Here is an 18,872-nt window from a genome sequence, read left to right on the forward strand (position 1 = left end):
GTGAGGTTTCGCCTCATACCCATTGGTACATTTCTTTTAACTCTCGGACAAAGTTGTCCACATCTGGGTAGATGGAACTCCTGCGAGTTCCGAGCAATTCCATCTGGGTTCTCATTACCTTCAAGTCGACTCCATCAAAGTCGACTCGGGCGATCACCTCTTCTGGGCAACCGTGCTTGGCAACAAGAACATCTTCGATCGCCTCGAGTTTTGATCCGTGAACGGTGAAGTATCCTTTCTGAACCTGAATCCGATTGTTGTCTTGGCGTGGGTAGATGGCGACTGGCCAATAGTTGTCATACTCTGCGTCTCCATCATGATGGCGAGAAGGAACGACTTTATGGTCTCCTACTTCTTTTGGCAGCCAGATGTTCAGACTCTCATTGTGCTCAGGACTCACAAGCCCCGCATACCCAAAAAGAGTGCCGTTGAGAATTGTAGGTTGAAGTAGCCATACGCAAGGGGTGTCAGTGGAACTTGCTCCATCAATTGCAAAGAACACAGCCGCGATGAAGCTCTCGGTCCAGTCAAGAAGCCGGGTCGGGATACCGTGGTGCTGAGCAAGGTAGTATGTGCTCCACGAGTTCATGCCAGAAACAGGCGTGAACCGGATTCCCTGCTGGCACAGATCCAGCATTGGTCCTAGCTCCGAATACCCTGTTCGCCAATAGGCGCCGGGCTGAAGCTTGAGCTTGTTGCTCTTCACACCGCGAAACCAGCAGTAGACGTTTTCTTTCCCTCCCCAACCTTCCAGGATGTCGATGGCCCTTTCGAAACCATTCAGAAGACTTGTCGCCTTCTCAATTCTGTATGGAACGGAGGGTGCAGCTTTTGTAGATCGTTTCTTCGCCATACCAAGTTGTCATTTCAGATAAAGTTAGTTCGCTTTCACCCGATGCACACGCATCACTTCATTGCCTCGGGGATCGATGACTTTCACCGCAATAGTGCAGCGGGCTCCGGCAACAAAAGGAAGGCTTTCCGTCCCGGAAAGGCGAGCCAACACATCTTCGTCGATGCTGCCTTTCAAAGCCCGACTCAACTTCTCCCATGCCAACCGATCAGGAAAAAACGCCTGACAAATACAGAAAACCTTGCCGTCGTAGTCTGTGTCCAAGAACCATGCGGCGACCTTCCTCGCATCCGTGGCCTCAATGCTGTTCTTCACAGGGTCGTAAATGTCAACTCCTTCCATGTGCACGGTAAATTCGTCACCATTGGACGATATCCTCGTACGGGGCTGCCCAAAGACGGTAAAGATCTGTGCCGTAACTTGGGTCTTTTTCAAGAGATCGCCCATCTGCACATCCGGTCGTATGAGCGCCATGTGGATACGCATCTCTGCATTCGGATCCTCGTTATTATCCTGGATGCACTCCTGCGCCATGGCGTCGAAGCCAAAGCCGGCCACCACGAGGTCATCATATCCACGCTTGTAGGCGGTACGCATGGCCTGCTCCACCAAGTAGCTGGGCACGTTCCCCATCTCCGGCCCGACGACAACAGCTACCCGGTGTTCCCTGCCATCCTCTTGGGCAAACTCACCTTCAGCATGAATGAATGTATTCTCAACGCGGTCCAGTCGTGCCAGCTTCACGTGCTTGTTTCCCAAGAAGGTGATGCCGTCCTCTCGCAGAAGGGCAAGCATTCGGTCGATGTGGCTGGAGGCATTGGCGGCGGCCAAGGTCGCCGTTCCTTCCGGATGATAGGCATCCGCGTCCTCCTTCGGGCTTTCAAAGGTAGCTAGCTCCTCCGGCGCTCCGCCAATAGGGCTCTCTACGAATGGAACCTCGGGACTGTTTTCGGGCGGCCGAACGCTCTCCACCGTGAAAGGGCCGCTCACTCGTACCACGCCTTGTATAATTTCCGGCTGGTCTACCAGCTCTTCCTGCTCCGCGTTGGCCGAGATGCAGCCGTTCACCTCATCCATCTTGGCCCGCCATGCTTTCCGGTACGCAACAAGGGCTTCTTGTAATGCGGTAGGCCAATCGGGATCTGTATCGAACGGCACTTCCCATTCTTGCCATACGGTGCCCGGGGGAATGGATGCCCGCAGTTGTGTCACTTGGTTTGCAGTGGGGCCGCCTTTTCGCTGCCGGATGAGCTTAGGGTCAGTCTCCGGAAGCAGCCAGCGGCGAACATCGGCGTCCGTGTGTTTTTCGCCTTTGGTGCGCACCTTGACAATGAGCTTCTCCAACAGTTGTTCCCGGAGCTTATCTGTGACGCCTCCGAGAGCGGCATTTAGAATCACGAGTGCATTGCCGAGAATCGGCTCGTGCCGAGCAAAAATGGGATCCAGTCCCTTATTCTGCGCAATCGACTTTAGTTTTACATGGGGAATCGTCCTGTAGTGGAATCCGTGCTTAGGATTCAAGGGTTGGTTTGGATCTACTCCTCCGGTCGGATCCTTCGTATTGAAAGTGTCAAAACAGGCTGTGAGCAGGCGCTGACGGGCAATGGCAGCGGCCACGCGCGAGCTGTCGATTGTGATCCACCGCCTACCCCATTGTTCAGCAACGAATGCGGTCGTGCCACTTCCGCATGTCGGATCGAGTACAAGGTCACCAGGGTCGGTGGTCATCAAAAGGCAACGCGATATTGCTTCGGCAGCGGTCTGGACGACATAAACTTTGTCGCCAGTGAATCCGCGCTCACCCAATCCGAGCCAGATATTGGCGCGCGGAGTCTGGCCGAAATCGGCAAGCATCATCCGATACTCGATGCGCTTCCCGACTTGGACAATGCGGTCAGCTGCCAGCAGTCGCGCCAGTCCGTCGTGGCCGGTTTTCCAATGGTTGTTTGCCGCGATTCGCCAATCTGTTCCGAATGCCGGAAAAGGTTTGCTACTGTCTTCCGAGCCGCCATCGGAAACAAGCGGTGTGCTGTCAAACACGTGGAGTTCTTTGGGAATTCGCGAAAGGTCGTCCCGTTCGGCTTTCCACATCGTCCGCCAGAACCCGGTCGCCGCGTCGTAGAGCATTGTGTAGCCAGTCGCGCCCTCCTCACCTGGCGTTTTTGGCTGAGTAAGTTGGCGATAGCGAACGCGAGCTTTGTCTCGCGCATACCAAATAATGAAGTCCGCCACCGAAGGCAGTAGTTTGGTAGCCTGTAGTCCGGTTTTGCTGAATACGATTTGCCCGCAAAAATTCTCCGGCCCGAATACCTCGTCCATCACCAATCTGACGCGGTGCAGATTTTCGTCCGAGATCTGTACGAAAATGGAGCCTGACTCGGTGAGGAGTTCTCGCGCGACTAACAGACGTTGCTTCAAATAGGCGAGGTAGGAGTGGACACCGAGGGCCCACGTATCCCGATAAGCTTTGATCATCTCAGGCTCACGACTGAGATCCTCGTCCTTGTCCTTCACATCCCGCTTGCCCACCTCGTTCTGCCAATTTGAAGAAAATTTGATGCCATACGGAGGATCGAAGTAGACCATCTGCACCTTCCCCGCAAGACCCTCGCGCCGAGCAAGCGAAGTCATCACCTGAAGACTGTCGCCAAGAATGAGCCGGTTCGTCCAAGTCACCTCATGCTGGTACCAAGCTCGCGCCTCCTTGGCAGAGAGCTTCGGCTCAGCAAAGAAGTCCCGCTGGGCATCCTCTCGCCGCACCGTGCGCAAAATCGCCTGCGCAGAGACCCGTTCATGGATGTGCAACGCCACGGGCTCCACAGCGAAATCCGGCAGTTCCCGCTTCCCGGCCCACTCCAGCCACGGCTGATCGCTCTCCAAATACGCCCCCAGTTCCGCCGCCTCGTCCCTGGTCAATGAGGTCCGCGTGGCCTTCTCAAGCAACTCCCGGCAGCGCACGATGCGCTCGTTGAAACGCAGTTCTGGAGTCCGGTGGGGATCATACGCATATTTCACCTTCGGCTCAGCCTTCACCCTCTCGCCTGGAGGCGTGCCGGCAGGAGGCAGCAACTTGCGCGTGGCATCCTTGTGCTCGAAATCGGTGACGGGAGTGGCGGTTGGCATGGCAAAGTTGAAATGACAGGGAAGAGACGAAATTCAAAGCGCAATCGTGCAAAATTGAGGCGTTTAATTCTCACTGTAGAATTTCGGTACCCTCCCTCTCCTGTAGCCCGAGGGCCAACACCCCTGGTGCACGGTGCGGAGCTGAAACCATGAAGGGAACCAAAGGATACATTAGCTGGCCCTTCCACTGCATCAGCGATGATGTGCTGTCATACGCAGCAACCAGCCGCCGTGCGACTTCCTTGTGATTTCCGCTTTCACCCTCGCGCCGGGTGGCAAAGCCCTCGACCAGATGGACAGTCAAGCCGGTGCTGTCCCGATACCGAGACAACCGTTCCAAGAAAAAGATAGCTGCCAGGGTGGTAACGGCTCCGGCACTTCTGTACCACGGGCTATGTTCCTCGCGCTTGTCCCGCATATGTGGGTTTCCTTCATCGCAAAAGTGCGAGGACAGGGGTGCTTCGAGAATGAGCACGGAGGGGCTTGCGGGTGCTGACGTCAACACCTTCGCTGTGGCCTCGCAAGCCTCGGCAAAGGTGAGGTTTTCCGCCCATATCTTTGCTTTTAATTTTGTCTTTGGACGCCGATGCTCGTAGTCCGCTGCATTGGTTGCAAAGCCGCATGATTGTCCTCGGGAGCCTTGGTTCGAACTGCCCCGTGACTCTAGTTGCTCCGACTTCGAGAATCCCAAGTCCACTGCGACGATAACCAGAGAGTTCCCAGAAATGTCTGCCTTGGATCTACAGGGTTTGAATTTCACGGTCTGAAATTGGGGGGCGATTAAGAAAAAGATGCGAACACCGCATCACACCAACTCCAGCGTTCCGGAGTCGACGAAGACATGGCGCACGCGATTCATCAATTTGGCCCCACTACGCAGCCCGAGATGAGAGTTTAGGAGCCGGATGGCGCCTAACCACTCCTCCTTGGTGGTGCGGATTGACGCATCAGGATGATTGCAGAAACAGACCAGCCAGAGCTCGGCTGGAATCCTATTGAGGTGATGTAGAAAGTACAAGTGGGCAAGCCGGTTGGTCATCTGATAGAAAGACCGGGTCAGGTCTCCCTTGGGTTTGGCTCCCATGTGCAGGGCGGTGGCACCCAAGGCTGACTGGATTTTCGCCAGGGACGCCGGCGACGCCTTGCAGGAATCGGAATCCATTTCTTCTATGTAAGCCTTAGCTTCCACAAGGATTGCGGTGCCATCATCCGCAATCCCGAGTCCGTCCCAGTGCGGCCCTCCCCTCGGCCAGAATTCCTTCAGCGCAGTCCGGCTCGTTGTGATTGCCAGCCTGCCTAGGAAATCTGCATCATTGTACTCCGCAAGCTGGTCTTCCACGATAGGCGAGACCCACTTCACGGGCTGGCCAAGCACAGATTTCCCAAAGAGCGGTCTTGCTACAAGCTTTTGTAGGAGCTTTTGGCTGCGTTCAGTGTTCGATGCGACAGGAAGGTGTCGAGGCATGGCGATGGTGTCTGCGTCGTGGATCTAAGTGGCTCAATCTTCGGCTCCCTCGTCGCCCTCCAGGGCGTCGGGACGAACCTCATTCGCGAAGATGGCCGTCTTGGTATCGCCAGGAGTGAGGACGACTGGCCAATAGAATGGTGTGCCCCGCCAGCCTTGACCTTGTTCCTCGCGGCCTTGCTGCCGAAGCATCAACAGTGCAGGAATGTGCGTCGCGACTTCCCGAGCAATCTTGCCCTCGCGGTGTTGTGAGTCAGGGGCATTGGTGAACCGGCCGCTGGGACGTATACGAACCACCTCGCGTTCACCGCGCCAAATAACCCAAACCAGCCCCCGTTCCGAGGGCTCCTGGCTGTTCTGGCTGAGATAGGCGAGCGCGCCAATGAGTTCATCTTTGTTCGAGGAGTAGCCTGGCTCCTCAAATTCCAAAGCGGAATATGCGAGCTCGACAACCTCCAGAGCAACAGCGAGCGGCACGGTGAACGGCGCCTCAGGACTGGATGCCTGCCAATGCCCCGCGAGTATGGAATCGATGCGCAGGATCACTGCCGAAATACGGGTTTTGTAACCGCTCTGGAATCCGACCGGCAAGAGACGCTTGTGTGGTCTGACAGTTGCTACGTTGGAGAGAAGTATTTTATTGGGGCTACAGGGAACCACTGTGCCATCGGAAGCCTTCTGAATGAAGATGACAGACTGATCACCCGGGGCCTCTAGAGCACGGCGCAACGCATTGTCACTTTCCTGCATGCGTCGCATCGCATCGTAGGTGGTGGCAGCGGTGTAGAAGCGTGTCACTGCCACATCCTCACGCGGCCTGAAACCATACATCCGGGAATGCTGTAGAACTGTGTCCTGCTGGAAGCGCTTGGGGTTTCTGCCGTAGAAGAAGCCAATGAGATTGGCGATCGTGATCCCGCGGTCGAGAATCTGTCCGCCGATGAAAATATTCATGGGCGCGCGAAGACGAAGCTGGCCAGAGCGATCCAGCAAGTCCATTACCTGCTCATCAGAGTTCACTTTGGTGATGAGGAGGTACTCGTCCCGCAACGCGGTCAACACTTCAGCACGAACTGCCTCCTTCGCGGGAAGATGGTGCCCCGCGAGAAGAATCGACTGGCCTAGATCGTCGCAAGCTGCATCAATCAATTCAAGCAGTTCTGGAGCTTCAACCCCAGCTGCAGCGACTAACTGAGACATCAACTCCTCGACCAGTTCCTCCTGCCATGCATGCGAGCCTTTGGCCGCTTCCGTGTGTACTAGGAAACTGTAGTTCGCTGGCCTCACTCCGGCATGGCGAGATTGGATCTGGCGGATAGCGGCACCCGTTATGAAAGTGACGATGGCGCGACGAAAGCTGGTGATGGCTTTGGAAGTGAGAGCATCCGTACGCGGGTCAAAGACACGTCGATCCTTCTTTTTCAATACCGTCATCTCCTTCTCAGAAACCTCTACATGGATGAAGTCGGCTGGCCGGGAATCCTCGCTATCTTCCTCGGGGAAATAAACATCGCCACCGACGTAAGCAGGATGCACTGGAACGAGCTTAGTGAAGGCAGGACGCACGGGTTTGAAAACCTCCGTGCGAATCTGGATCTCATCAGGTTGAAGATAGAGGGAGTACGGAGTTGCGGTGACTTGGAGAAAGGACGGCTGAGAGAGAGCGGTTCGCAGATCGTTAATTTGCTTCGCGATTTTCCGCAACTGCATGCCATCCCTGCTACTACGGCTGTAGCCGATGCTCGCGAAGTCAGCTTCATCATCGACGATAAGAACCCGCTTTCTACCCAGTTCTGGGTAGTCCGTTACAAGGGCGGCGTGCAATCGGTCAAGGTTGTCTGACTGCTTTTTGACCACGAAGACGAGTTTCCTTCCTTGCTCCCAGCGGGACAGCTTTGGCAACGACATGATGTCATACACGAGAAGAAGGTTGTCTGAGACGAACTCAGCAAACTCTTGATCCAGCCGCTCAAATGTCTGTTTAGCCAACGCTTTCGTGCCTTTTGTGAGCACGACACAGACGTCAAAGCCATTGTCAAAGGCCAAGGCGATGATGCCCATAAAGGTTTTGGTCTTGCCGCTCTGAATCTTCCCAAGAAGCATGCCGGGCTGGTCTGAGGTAGTAGCAGTGGAGATGAGCTTGCCGACCGTTTCTTCGATGCAACTCTTCTGCTCTGGTGGATAGTCCTTAGGACCAGTAAACGCCGGATAGAAGGCACCATTTGTTTCGAGCGGAGGAATATCAGGCATCTGTAGATTTGGTAGATCTACAGTACAAAAGCTTTGGCGCAATCGTCCACAAGAATTGATTGGGCTAGAAATCATTGGGCTCTTCCCAGAGCGCCCAGGTAACCGATGGATCTGGCAGTTCCCTCGGGCCTGGAAAGTGAATGCTATCGAGCATAGCTGTGCTGGCACAAGCAGCTTCAATCTTTGTTCCCACCAACTTTCGAAGGGCCGCTTTCACTGCTGTCCGACGTACAGAGAGAAGGTCGCCGTGCTCGATTTGAAGCACATCCGCCAGGAGGATGAGCTCGAAGTCATAGACCGATCGGATTTGTGACTCCACCTTTGCTACGGCCACCCGGTCGAGGTGGCTCAGCCCGGCGAGTTGAAGGCGCGCTGCCAACTGCTCCTGCGTAAGCCCCAAGCGCTTCCGAAGCTCGCGGACGTTCGGGTCGATGAAGTTGCGGAATTTCCGCGCCCTGCGTCCCCCGTCGGGAACTTGACTTTTGTGTTTAGCCACGGGTCGATTGCGTGAACCCCTACCCTCAATGATTGGCAAATCTGCTCCGTCGGACATGACTTCAAAAGTCTACTTGAGCCCGTTCTCATCATACAGTGTTTGTAGCGCGTGGAAGCTTTCTAATTCCATCAAGTAGGAGCTTGACGAGAAATTCATGACGGGAATAGGAGCATGAATGAAAATCTATCGCCTCACAGCCCCCGATGGCAGCATCTATGAGAGCACCGTGCCAGGTGATCTTGGAGGCTACTCGTGCGAGCGAATTTACGGACAGCTCGACTGTTGGTCTGCTCGCTTGGCTCTTCCAAAAGGCTACGCCCAACATCGTGTATTCTTTGCGGACGAAGCTGCAGCAATCGCCGCAGGCTACCGCCCCTGTGCCAAATGCATGCCAGTGAGGTACAAAGTGTGGAAACAAGGTGGGGAGCTCGAAACTGCGAACTACCCCTGGAAGACCTTGCCGAAACTGGCCAAGTAAAATGTTGGCAATCCTGTGTCCACGCGAGCTCGTAATTCCGTCAGCCTACTTAGCGACGATGGTGGCTCCCCGTCCGGATGATTCGGGGGATCCCGCCATTCGATCATGATGGAGACAGGCCAGCCAACTCTACCATGGGCAGCTTCGCAATGGCTCGCTTCTGGGTATCGAGTTCCAGGCTGACGTACCGAGCGTGGGCAGAATCTGTGGAATGTCCCGACAGCGCCTTTCTCACGTCGAGAGGAACATCCGCATTGGCCATCCTGGTGATGAAGAAATGCCGGGTGCTGTGGAAGCCCAGTTCGTTGAACGACCTTTTACGCGAAGACGGGTCCTTGGCGCCTTCATCGGGTTTCATTTCGGGCCGGAGCCCAGTCGTCGAAAGGAGTGCTGCGAACTGGTTGCTCAAGCCGCCGGCGCTTCCCGAGGCACGCCCAGCCAAGGACTCAAAAATAGCCGCCTTGATCTTCGCAGGCTTCGGAAGAGCCTTGAGGTAGTTCACGATCACAGGGTGCAACGCCAGCTCCACGGCTTCTCGTTTACGCAGCGCCGTCTTGGAAGGCAAAAACGTGACGGTTTGCTTGGATAGGTCGAACTGCTCCCACCGCAGGTTGGCAGCATCATTTAGTCGAATGCCAGCGTAGGCACCCAGCAGAATCATCCCCTTCCACTCGGTGCTCGCTGCAGAATAGAGCTGGGAGAGCTGCTCTACCGTGAACGCCTTCCTCCTCTGCTGTTCCACACCCAGCTTGTTGATAGCATCTGCAGGGTTGTCCGAGCGTTGATTCGTACGCTTGGCCTTCTCCATCATCGCACGAATCACCTTGTGGCTGAAATCGGCTGTGCTCGCGCTCTTCCGCTCAGCTTCCAAGTCCCGGAACCGCTCAATCTCCTCAGCGGTGATGCTGCCGATGGATGCCTTGGCTCGCTTCTCACCCAAGAACTTCAAGAACCCATTGATGACAGCGTCGTACCTCTTTCGAGTGGTGGCAGTCTTCAGCCCTCGCTCAATCCACTCCTTCGCAAATTCCTTCGTGGACTGTTTTTGTACCGGTCCCTGCCCCACCCTCTCCAGCAGCTCATTCACGAAGTCCAGGCTACGAGCCTTCGTCAATTCACCCTCATTGGCGAGCTTGGCCAGGCGCTCCCATCCCAAGGCCATTTCAAGGGCTTTGGAACGCGACTTCTGCTTGGTCGTGCGGAACTTGATAACATCTCCATCACGATACTTGGCAATCCAGTAAGGTGACTTCGGAACGCGTCGAACGGTGGCCATGACGGCGAAAAAGTTGCACCAAAAGTTGCACCTGCCAAGGGCGTTTCAGGATGTTTGATGAGATCCGAAACCGTTGATTCTGACCTTGTTACACATCCTCAAACATCGAAGATGGAAACCCTCGTTCTATCCGTTGAACTACGGGGACAACTCAAAATCAACGAATTACAACTTCATGAGATTCCCACATGGCAAAAGCTCCACCAATTGTTCTACCTCGTCCGTCATTTTCCGCAGGTCGCCATGATGACACAGACTCACGTCGCTGCAAGTTCTACGCAGCAACCAAGTCGAGCAGAATGCTCAGGCTCTCACAGCATGCGCTTCAGAGATTCCTCCAGGGCGTGCGAAACAGCGAACTTCGTCCCGAAGTCAAAGAAATCATGTTCAAGTGGGACACGGTAGCCTAGGCACAAGAACTCAATGAAGTAGTGCTCATTCTCCTTGAGTTTGTTTCCAAGGTGGAAAATGGAAGCAAAAGAGCGTTTGTAGCCCATGTCCACAAAACTGCGGCTGTAAGGCATGCGATACGATGGCTCACTCATCAAGAGCCTGTCCTTGAGAATCGGGATCGCAGGAACAAACTCAATCTCCGGGGCTATCCGGCTTGATGCAATTTGTTCACAAACTTGCAGGCCGACAATGAGCCTGATCGATCAGGAAATGCGGGTTCAAGGGTGCCCGACTCCTCATCCGGACATAGACTAAGTTGTCATCCGGCAGAGGGCCGCCGAAAGCATTCTTCCAGAGAACGAACTTCCCATTCTCCCGAATGGAAAGTTCCTGGCTCAGATTCTCCTCGTTCCTATCGCTGAAGGAACAGAATCCCGAGTGCCTGCAGGAATCCAGAGGGAACCTCTTGTACAACTCCTCTCGAAGGAGCGAAGGCAGGTGTTTTTGGCCATCTTCCAGCGCATTTTTTGCCACGGGGACAGACAATTGGTATTAACCATCCTACGGATTGTCTCCCTTTGCCTCGCCGTCCTTTTCTTTCATTTTTTTCAGCTCCGTCAGTAATTCGCGTGCGGCCGGGCTGGAATTTGCCTCACTAGCGCTGTGGCGCTGCAGCAGATCCTGGAACGCTTTTTCCCAATCGTCTCCAGAATAAGTGGACCCAGTTTGGAGGGACCATTGATTGGAGGCCATCAGAAGGAGAACGCTGGAGGCCACTGTCCGCTCATTTGGAAGCTTTCCTTCCGAGGTCGCAAATTCCCACAACACGTCGAGTACCGTTCTCGGGGGATCGTATGGACCAATTGCCAGGTCCACAGTGCTCGCGTGGGCAAGTCCGCCTTTGTTCTCATTGATGGCCGAAGCGAGTCGCATTGCGATTAACTTGTAGTGGATGTAGGGCCACATCGCGATGACCACCAGAAGCAGAAGTGCCCCCGCCAGTAATGCATACTTAAGCTTCCTTTTCATAGAAGTGTTCTATCTAATAGTGATTCTTCTGCTCCAGCTGAGCCCCGTGCCCCATTCAACAATTTCAACATCAGCGTATCCACCAACCAACCATCTGCCGCGTTTGACAGATATCTTGGCTTCGATGATGGGAATCACCAATAGGGAACTGGGAAGCGTCAGCTTGTGCCACAACCAAACCCCTTGCATGCTTGGACTTGCTTTCACCATCCATGACATAGAGGGCGAGCCATTTAGGAATGCGCGGGAAGGCCCAGTTATGTCAGCGCCTGCATAGGCAATGGGTCCATTTGTTGCCAGCATTCCCGTGACACTATAGGGATCGTTCTGAACGCGTACATAGAGATCTGCATCATCACATGAGTTAATGTCTCCAGACAATGTGAGGTCGTGGTATGAATAGGCAGAGTTGCTGAAGATTCCGATGATGCCGCTGAACATGCCATAGTTGCGTCTTTCGGTGTAAATCTCGATATCATAGCCGTGCAGCAAGCCTGTGTGCAGTCCCAAGACGTCATAGGTGGCAATTGGGTTGTTGCCGACAAATGCGTTGAGTCCCCCAAGTTCATTCACGCCCGCCTCCGGACCCTTTGACGAAGATCTCAAAGCACTCGTATCCGAACTGGACAAGCCAAGGGCTGAAGCGTATTCGCTATACTGGAACCATGCGTGCTCTGCAATCGGATCCCTGTTGAGCCACCTGCCAAAATCTGGCGAGTAGTATCGGTACCCGTAGTAGCACAATCCTGTTTCCACATCGGTGTACTTCGTGCTGAACCCGTACGGGCACAGCCCAGCCTGCGTACCGACTGCGGTGATGCGATTTCCGAAGGCATCGTAGTCGTATCGCGCGACCCATTGTCCACTTGCAGCATCTACCAACCCCATCACGTTGCCGTTGACCTCAGTCATCACGTTATAGACCTTGGCACTGCGACCATCATAGACTCCGAGCAGACCGCCTACACCTCCTGCTCCCCGCATGTTCCCGCTCAGGTCCGAGCCCCATACGTAAGAGCGCTCCACAGCGCCACCTCGCAGTTCATCCAGTTCGACCAGGACATTCCACCCCTCGTAAAGATACTTCCATGAGGCGATGGTCACCCATTGTTCAGGACCTGACTGCCAGCGCTTCACCACCTTGGCTACGCGGCGGCTTTGGCCATCATACGCAAACTCCACCCGCATGCGAGGGGGGGCGTTCGGCAGCAGCGCGACCATGCCGTCTGTCTCCATAGCCAGCAGGCGGTTCTCGCCGTCCCATGTATAGCGCCACCTTCCATCGAAGAGAAGATTGCCATCCTCGTCGTACTGCGGGGAGGTCTGCGCTTGGGGGACCCAGATGCGTCCCTGCTTGAGCATGTCCAGCGGAGTCTCCGGCGGCTCGCCGGGGCGGGTGGCCTTCACCTGCACCGAATGCCACACTCCATTGGCGGTGTTGGGCACCGTGAGCCACTGGGAGAAGCCATCCGGTTCGCCGTTGCCGGGTGGACGTCCGGAAGAGGGCTGGCCATTCACTGCCACGCGCGTGACACCGGATGCTGTAAGGCCGCTGATCTCCACCTGACCAGAGTGAGTGATGTTCGCATACTGGTTGAGCGCATTGGCCGTGTAGTTGCGTGCTTTCGCATCTTGGGTGCTGCTCAGTCGGTTGCCGACGGCGTCATAGTCATAACCCCAGTCCTGCCCGTCGACAGCCAGTCCGTCTGCATCACTGCGCGCCACCCCTGTGACCTCTCCTCGCAGGTTGTAGTCATAGGCCCAGCCGGGTGGACTTGCTGCCAAAGCAGAGCCTCCCGAAGGGCGATAGGGGAGCACGGCCTCCCTCCGCTGCGGTGAATTGGCATGGTACGTGTAGTTCCACCCCATGACGCCGTACGTGGACCACGTGGACCCTGCCGTGCCCCGCTGGTAGCGGATGGAACTCACCCTTCCCAGGGTGTCATACTCCCGCACAGCCACCTGTGCTGTGCCGCCCGTGGCAGTGAATCCCACCTCGCTGATCTGCGGGCTCACGCTGCGGTAGGCATACGTCCAGGCTGATCCAGCCGGACCATTGATGCCCTGTAGCATTCCGCTACCGCTGGCATGGGTGCGCGTTGCGTTCATCACCACTTCGGTTCCTTTGCGCACTTCAGCATACCCGGTCTGCGTGCGGTGCCCAACCCGGTGCTCCACGGTGTAGCCGCTCAGCAATCCCGTGCCTGAGATCACTTCCGTCACCTGTTGTCGTGCCGGGCCATCATAAGTGAAGTCATGCACACCTGCACCATCCGTGCTTTGCGCCAGCGAGCCGTCTCGCAGATACACATGCTGCACATCCGGCGTGTTCGCATCGTCATACAACACGGAGATGAGACGTCCCACTTTGTCGCGAACGAACTCCGTCTCTTCTCCGCGCGCCCATATGCGGCGCATCAGGCTGCCATTGGCCGTGACCTCGTGCTCATAGGTCACTGCCTCATTGGCCGCATCCTTCTGCTCCAGCAGCAGGCCTGTGGATGCTTCATAGACCCACTCTGTGATATTGCCCGCCGTCACCGGTGTGTTGCTCGCCGGGTCAGTCTGGTAGGTGTGCATCTTCACCTTGTCCCCGAAGGCGTTGTATTCATACCTCACCGGATAGGTGCCTGTGCCCCACGTCGCTGCCAGTTCGCCTCGCTGACTGTACACCCGCGTGGTCACCGCGCCCTCACCATCCATAATCGATTCCAACTCACCCGCCCATGGTGAGGTTGGCGCATAGTAGGAGTAAGTGAAGCTGCCCTGCGGCCCACTCGATGATGCGGGGAGATTGCTGCCAGTGATGTGGGTCGTGATGGTCGCGCTCTGCCCTGGCTCTGTGAAGCTGGTCAGCCGCTCCATGTCATCGTAGGTATATGTCCACTCTCCCGGATGTCCCGCTTGTGTGACACTCATGAGCAGCCCATTCATAAGAGTCTGTACTCCATCCAGATCACTGCGGGACGAAGTGGTGGTAACTGTCCGTGTGCGTGTAGTGCTGTTGATGCTGATGGAAGTGGTCAACACCGTGCCATCCGCCTGCGTGGTCTCCGAGGGGCCGGCAAGCCCATCCCCCAACTTCCGCCTTGTCCTGGTCAGCCTCCCTTCGGTGCCACTCTGAGCGTTGGTCAAGGTCAGCGATTCCTGCACCTGCCACCAGTCCCCATTGTCCAGCTCATAAAAGTGCGAGGCCTTGGTGACCGGCTCATTGGAGGCCAGCTCCAGCGTGCCAGAATCATCCAGGTCATAACCGGTCAGGTTCTGTGTCCCGGTCTCGATATCATAGCCATGGACTAGATCCGCAGATCCGGTATTCTCCACACGGACAAGCTGTCCGGCACTATTGTAATGGTGTGTGGTCGTGAGCACCGTACTGTCAGGGCCCGGCTTCTGCTCGCACACGGTTCGACCCACTCCATCCGTATGGCTTTTGCGCCAGCGGGGCGACTCATTCCCGGAGGTGAGGTTGTAACCATCTCCAATGTAGGTGGTTTGCACCCTGGTTCTGGCCAGCAGGGGATTTGAGGTTCCATCGACCGCGTAGGTGTAGTGTTCGTCAACCACAGCGTTGCCGGTCAAACTCTTGACCTGACCATCAAGATATTGTGTGGTTATGGTTTCCCTTCGTTCATTCACCGGGCCTGGTCCGTACTCCGTGGTCACCCGTCCTCCCAGGGTGTAACTATAGAGTCGCTCTACGCCATTTTCATCGCATCGCTCCACCACACGACCAGCGGGGTCAGTCACCTCATAAGAGGTCAGCGTCAGCGTGCCCGCCGTTCGGGTGGTGGCGCGCTTGAGCAGGCCATTTTGTGAAGCCCATCCGTAGGTCGTAGTCACCCCGTTACGTGTCGTCGAAGCCAGCTCACCATTGCCATCAGCCACCTGCGTGGTGGACACGCCTTCGGCATCTGTGGTCACCAAAGTGGTGGCATTGGGCCGCGTCACGGTACTGATCGTCTGCCCATCGATGGTTTCAACCTGTGGGAACCCCGTGGGCGCGGTGTAGCTGATCTCGCGCTCGCTGATATCCACATAAGTGCTGCTTCCGGTATAGACGCGTGTCGTCTGACGCACCGCGCCGAAATCACCCGTCTCTGTCTCCACTTGGGTCGTCTTTCCAGCAATGCCTTCCGGATTGGCAATGGTACCCATGGTGACTTTGTTCACCGTGCTGGACACCTTTTCATACGTGCGCACCACACCGTCCGCCCCGATGGTCCGGCGTAGATCGCCACGAACATAACGCCTGGATCCCGCATCCCACTTCTTGTCGTACACTGACGTTTCCACCAGCCTCGGCGTACTCTCGCTTCCGTGATAGCGTTTCGTTTCGAGCAGGATGACGCTGCCGCTGCCTACCGGGTCCATTCCTTCAGTCTCAATGGAGACTGCCTTGGAAACCATGGCCCCGAGAATGGACTCAGTATTCGTGCGGGTCGTGGAAATGAGGATGCCCATACTATCATACTGGGTCTGCACTTGCGAAGTTACCCAGCGGGAATTCGAGGAGTCAGCCAGCGAAGGATCCGTCGGACCATCCAACCACGGCGTGTAGGTAGACTGGATGGCTTCAAACTGATTGTAGACCGCCCACGAACCATCAGGCCGTTCCTCAAGGATAAGGTTCCCTTCGTTGTCATAGGTGTATTCGGTGACGAGATTGGCACCAGCAGGGTCCACCACTCGTTGGATCAGCGCTTCCCCCCATGTCCGTAGCTCGTAGTGTTCCTCATGCGCTGACATCACCACCGTCTGGCTGTTGGGGAGAAGCCTGGATTCCGTAATATGAATGGTACGCGCAGGCGTGGCACCACCGGTGCGAATATCCATGATCTCTTTTTTGATGTTGCCATTCACCTCGGTGCGGGAACCGCTGCCATCGCCGTTTAGCACCGCGAATCCCTGGTGCACCGTCGTTTTGCCTTCTACGGTGGAGCTGATTTGCACACCCATGTCCGTGCCTGATTGCACCTGGGTCAGCACATGCTCCGCGATCGGATCACCGGTGAATGTATACCGCCCCGTTGTGGGGTTCTTACTGGCGCTCACCACATTTGCATCATAGAAGCGAATGCGAATACCGTCGTCTCCGACAGTGTCCGTGATGTCCACCAGCAGGTTGTCTGTTTTGTATTGCACCACCGGGCCCGTCGAGGGCGGCACCTTCACCTGCTCCACCGCCCCCCCGGATCCGGCAGCAGGATTCACGACGTACTCAAGATCTCCGATGTCCGGAAAGGTATTCGCACTCAGATCTTTCTCAAAAAGCAACGTGCCGAGAGTTACTTCGTTGCCACCTGAGCCAATTATCCCTTTGCCGAGACTGTAGCTCTGCTGCAATACGACAGGCATGATGGGAAAGTCCGAGCCCCCGCCCCCGACGGGAGAATCATAGTCTGGGGACGATGCGCAGGCCTTGCCGCAGGGAAGCTCATCGAAGTAGTCGCCGCCAACGGTCTGACTTCCCACGTAGATCGCAGGTTCACCGCCCGAGCACCATTCGACCATGTTTCCAAAACCGTCATCCTCCCACCAGCAATGTGCAGGAACCTCCTCAATCCAACTGAAAGCCGAGAGGGCGAAGAAACCGCCGCAGGTTTCAAATAGAACCAACGCCTGGGTATGGGGCATTGGCTCTTCGGCCGTCTCCACAACGTGGAAATCCATGGAGGCCTCCCATCTGCCTCCTGAGGACTCGGGTAGCTGTACCTCCCGCCTCCATTCGCCAGGGCCAAACGAATAGGTGTATTCGCCCAGATGCAGGTCTATCGATGCAAGGGGGGAAACTTGCACATGCACGATGACCTTGCGCGAGTTGCAGCAGGAGTCAGCCTTCGCCCCTCCTGACAATAGCGCAACTGCCAGAACCAGGAGAGCACGGATACAGCAGAACAGGGAATATGAACTGGTGTGGGAGCGCGACATATTCATGGGAGTAGACGGGAATTACGGTCAGGGTGCGGAAACGGTCGTGGCTGTGGCGGTGGTGGAGCCAGGGGCGGCCTGCGGGCTTTGATCGGCCTTTGCCTTGGGCGATTCGTGAGGAGGTGTGAAAGCTGTCTCCAGCACCAGCCGGCTCTTCAGCACCGGAGCACTGGTCAGTGTTTTGAGCGGTGCGACCGCCTTCTTGCCGTCGCTCTTTGTAGTGGACGGCGATTCGCCGCCGCAGCACACCAGTGCATTGTGGGTGGGGATGGACATCCTCAGCGTCGTTTTGCCCGCCTCATTGCGGTGCTCACGGGCTTTCACCGTGGGACTTCCGTCTGCTGCTGCTACTGCAGGCCACCGGGTGAGGCCGGCATAGCCAAAGGTCAGCGCACTGGCGCCATGTGGAGAGTGGGTGAGGGCAGTGGGGCGCTCAAGGAGATCACTGCTGTCACGCGCAGGCACGGCGGTGGCTTGCTTCAATAATGGCGGCGCATACTCTCCGGAATCTACCATGGTGTATCCCGTGGCATCACTCCACGGAAGTTCCCAGCGTTCCACGGCATAGGCAATTCGGTCGTCATCTCCTTGCACACCTCGGAGTACTTCCAGCACTGGTGGCTTGCCCTTGCCTTCATCATCACGGACCCATTCCGCATCCACCACGAAGGTCTTGCGTCCCTTCGCTTTCAGTTCGGGCGTGGAGCCATCCCACTGGTAGAGCAGCCTTCCACCCTTGCCACCTTTGCCACCATCATCCGTGGCAGCTTCAGCTTTCGTCGTGCTGTGATCCAGGACCCATACGCCCCCCATGCCGCTGGCCACGAGAAGAATCTGGTCCCGCCTGGCATGGTACTCCATGCGGGAGACACCCGCCCACGCAGGCGCAGGTGTCCTGCCGTCATTGATATTGATGCGCTCCCCGGGTTCAAAATGTCTGAGCGACTTTGGCAACGGCGCTTCAGGAAATCTGCGCGCATGATTCCACGCCTTCCACTCCCACACAATCTGCGCGCCGCTCTTGCCCTGGGGCTGCAGCTCCCAGAGGCACTCACTCCACAATCCAGCCTTGCCAACCTTGTTCGCGTCGCGGCCTTTCCCCTGCGCAACATCCGGCTCATGACGCTCCCAGACCAGCGCGAGGATATTTCCATTGGGAAGCTGAAGCGCGTCGTGATGCACGAGATTCTTCGGCGTAGATACGGAAAAGCTCCACTGCTCACCTCCGTCCCAGCCAATCTTGGTGATCCTTCCTCCGGTGGCTCCCGGCGCCATGAATGAACGGGGAATGCGCTCGTCCCGCTCCACTCTCAGCAGTGCTCCGGTCTTATCGATGCGTCCTGGTCCTGACGGTATGAACTTGGAAGGCCAAGTATGCCGGACTTCACCGCCCGGTGCGACCAGATAACTCTCGCCCTGCATGGACGGCGTCACCAGCAGCAGCGGTTCCGCCGCCTGCACCGGGGCTGTGCCGAGGAATAGCGCCACCACCCCAAAACCGGAGCGAAACCGGCTGGTTCGACCATGCTTTACCAAGCCTTCCCGCCAGGAGCGGACGCAAAAAATCTGTGATGCCGT

12 protein-coding genes are annotated in these 18,872 nt (G+C 56.4%); 1 reads left to right on the plus strand and 11 read right to left on the minus strand.

What is annotated here, in order from left to right; translation table 11 throughout:
* Positions 1-13: 13 nt before the first annotated feature.
* The 6 genes from DES53_RS11180 to DES53_RS11205 all read right to left on the minus strand — a co-directional run bounded on the left by DES53_RS11180 (position 14) and on the right by DES53_RS11205 (position 8,244).
* Entirely contained in the window at positions 14-853 is an 840-nt protein-coding gene (locus tag DES53_RS11180; RefSeq protein WP_113958344.1) for an FRG domain-containing protein, read from the minus strand.
* 24 nt (positions 854-877) lie between these two features.
* Complete coding sequence (locus tag DES53_RS11185) at positions 878-3,976, minus strand: site-specific DNA-methyltransferase (protein WP_113958345.1); 3,099 nt, start codon at positions 3,974-3,976, stop codon at positions 878-880.
* Positions 3,977-4,046: 70 nt separating this feature from the next.
* Positions 4,047-4,736, minus strand: coding sequence for a hypothetical protein (locus DES53_RS33475; RefSeq protein ID WP_211325520.1), 690 nt, complete (start codon positions 4,734-4,736; stop codon positions 4,047-4,049).
* A 45-nt stretch (positions 4,737-4,781) separates the two neighbouring features.
* Positions 4,782-5,441 (minus strand): hypothetical protein, encoded by a 660-nt coding sequence (locus DES53_RS11195; protein ID WP_113958347.1) that lies wholly within the window; start codon positions 5,439-5,441, stop codon positions 4,782-4,784.
* Positions 5,442-5,474: 33 nt separating this feature from the next.
* Positions 5,475-7,691 (minus strand): Z1 domain-containing protein, encoded by a 2,217-nt coding sequence (locus DES53_RS11200; RefSeq protein ID WP_170157024.1) that lies wholly within the window; start codon positions 7,689-7,691, stop codon positions 5,475-5,477.
* Between the two features lie 64 nt (positions 7,692-7,755).
* Positions 7,756-8,244, minus strand: a complete 489-nt coding sequence (locus DES53_RS11205) for a helix-turn-helix domain-containing protein (protein ID WP_113958349.1) — start codon at positions 8,242-8,244, stop codon at positions 7,756-7,758.
* Between the two features lie 118 nt (positions 8,245-8,362).
* On the opposite strand from DES53_RS11205, the gene DES53_RS11210 reads away from it, so the two are divergent.
* Positions 8,363-8,665, plus strand: coding sequence for an Ada metal-binding domain-containing protein (locus DES53_RS11210; protein WP_113958350.1), 303 nt, complete (start codon positions 8,363-8,365; stop codon positions 8,663-8,665).
* 103 nt (positions 8,666-8,768) lie between these two features.
* On the opposite strand, the gene DES53_RS11215 is transcribed toward DES53_RS11210, so the two are convergent.
* The 5 genes from DES53_RS11215 to DES53_RS11235 all read right to left on the minus strand — a co-directional run bounded on the left by DES53_RS11215 (position 8,769) and on the right by DES53_RS11235 (position 18,782).
* Positions 8,769-9,941, minus strand: a complete 1,173-nt coding sequence (locus DES53_RS11215) for a tyrosine-type recombinase/integrase (RefSeq protein WP_113958351.1) — start codon at positions 9,939-9,941, stop codon at positions 8,769-8,771.
* 311 nt (positions 9,942-10,252) lie between these two features.
* The gene (locus DES53_RS11220) at positions 10,253-10,465 is read right to left on the minus strand and encodes a hypothetical protein (protein WP_113958352.1); all 213 of its coding nucleotides are present in this window, start codon (positions 10,463-10,465) and stop codon (positions 10,253-10,255) included.
* 430 nt (positions 10,466-10,895) lie between these two features.
* Positions 10,896-11,363 carry a hypothetical protein gene (locus tag DES53_RS11225; RefSeq protein WP_113958353.1) on the minus strand — a complete coding sequence of 156 codons (468 nt, stop codon included), beginning with the start codon at positions 11,361-11,363 and terminating at the stop codon, positions 10,896-10,898.
* A 9-nt stretch (positions 11,364-11,372) separates the two neighbouring features.
* A complete protein-coding gene (locus tag DES53_RS11230) occupies positions 11,373-17,036 on the minus strand; it encodes an RHS repeat-associated core domain-containing protein (protein WP_211325521.1) in 5,664 nt (1,887 codons plus the stop codon).
* 285 nt (positions 17,037-17,321) lie between these two features.
* Positions 17,322-18,782 carry a hypothetical protein gene (locus DES53_RS11235; protein WP_147263348.1) on the minus strand — a complete coding sequence of 487 codons (1,461 nt, stop codon included), beginning with the start codon at positions 18,780-18,782 and terminating at the stop codon, positions 17,322-17,324.
* Between the last annotated feature and the right edge of the window lie 90 nt (positions 18,783-18,872).

Origin of the sequence: Roseimicrobium gellanilyticum (genome assembly GCF_003315205.1) — a bacterium.
Classification (GTDB): Bacteria; Verrucomicrobiota; Verrucomicrobiia; order Verrucomicrobiales; family Verrucomicrobiaceae; genus Roseimicrobium; species Roseimicrobium gellanilyticum.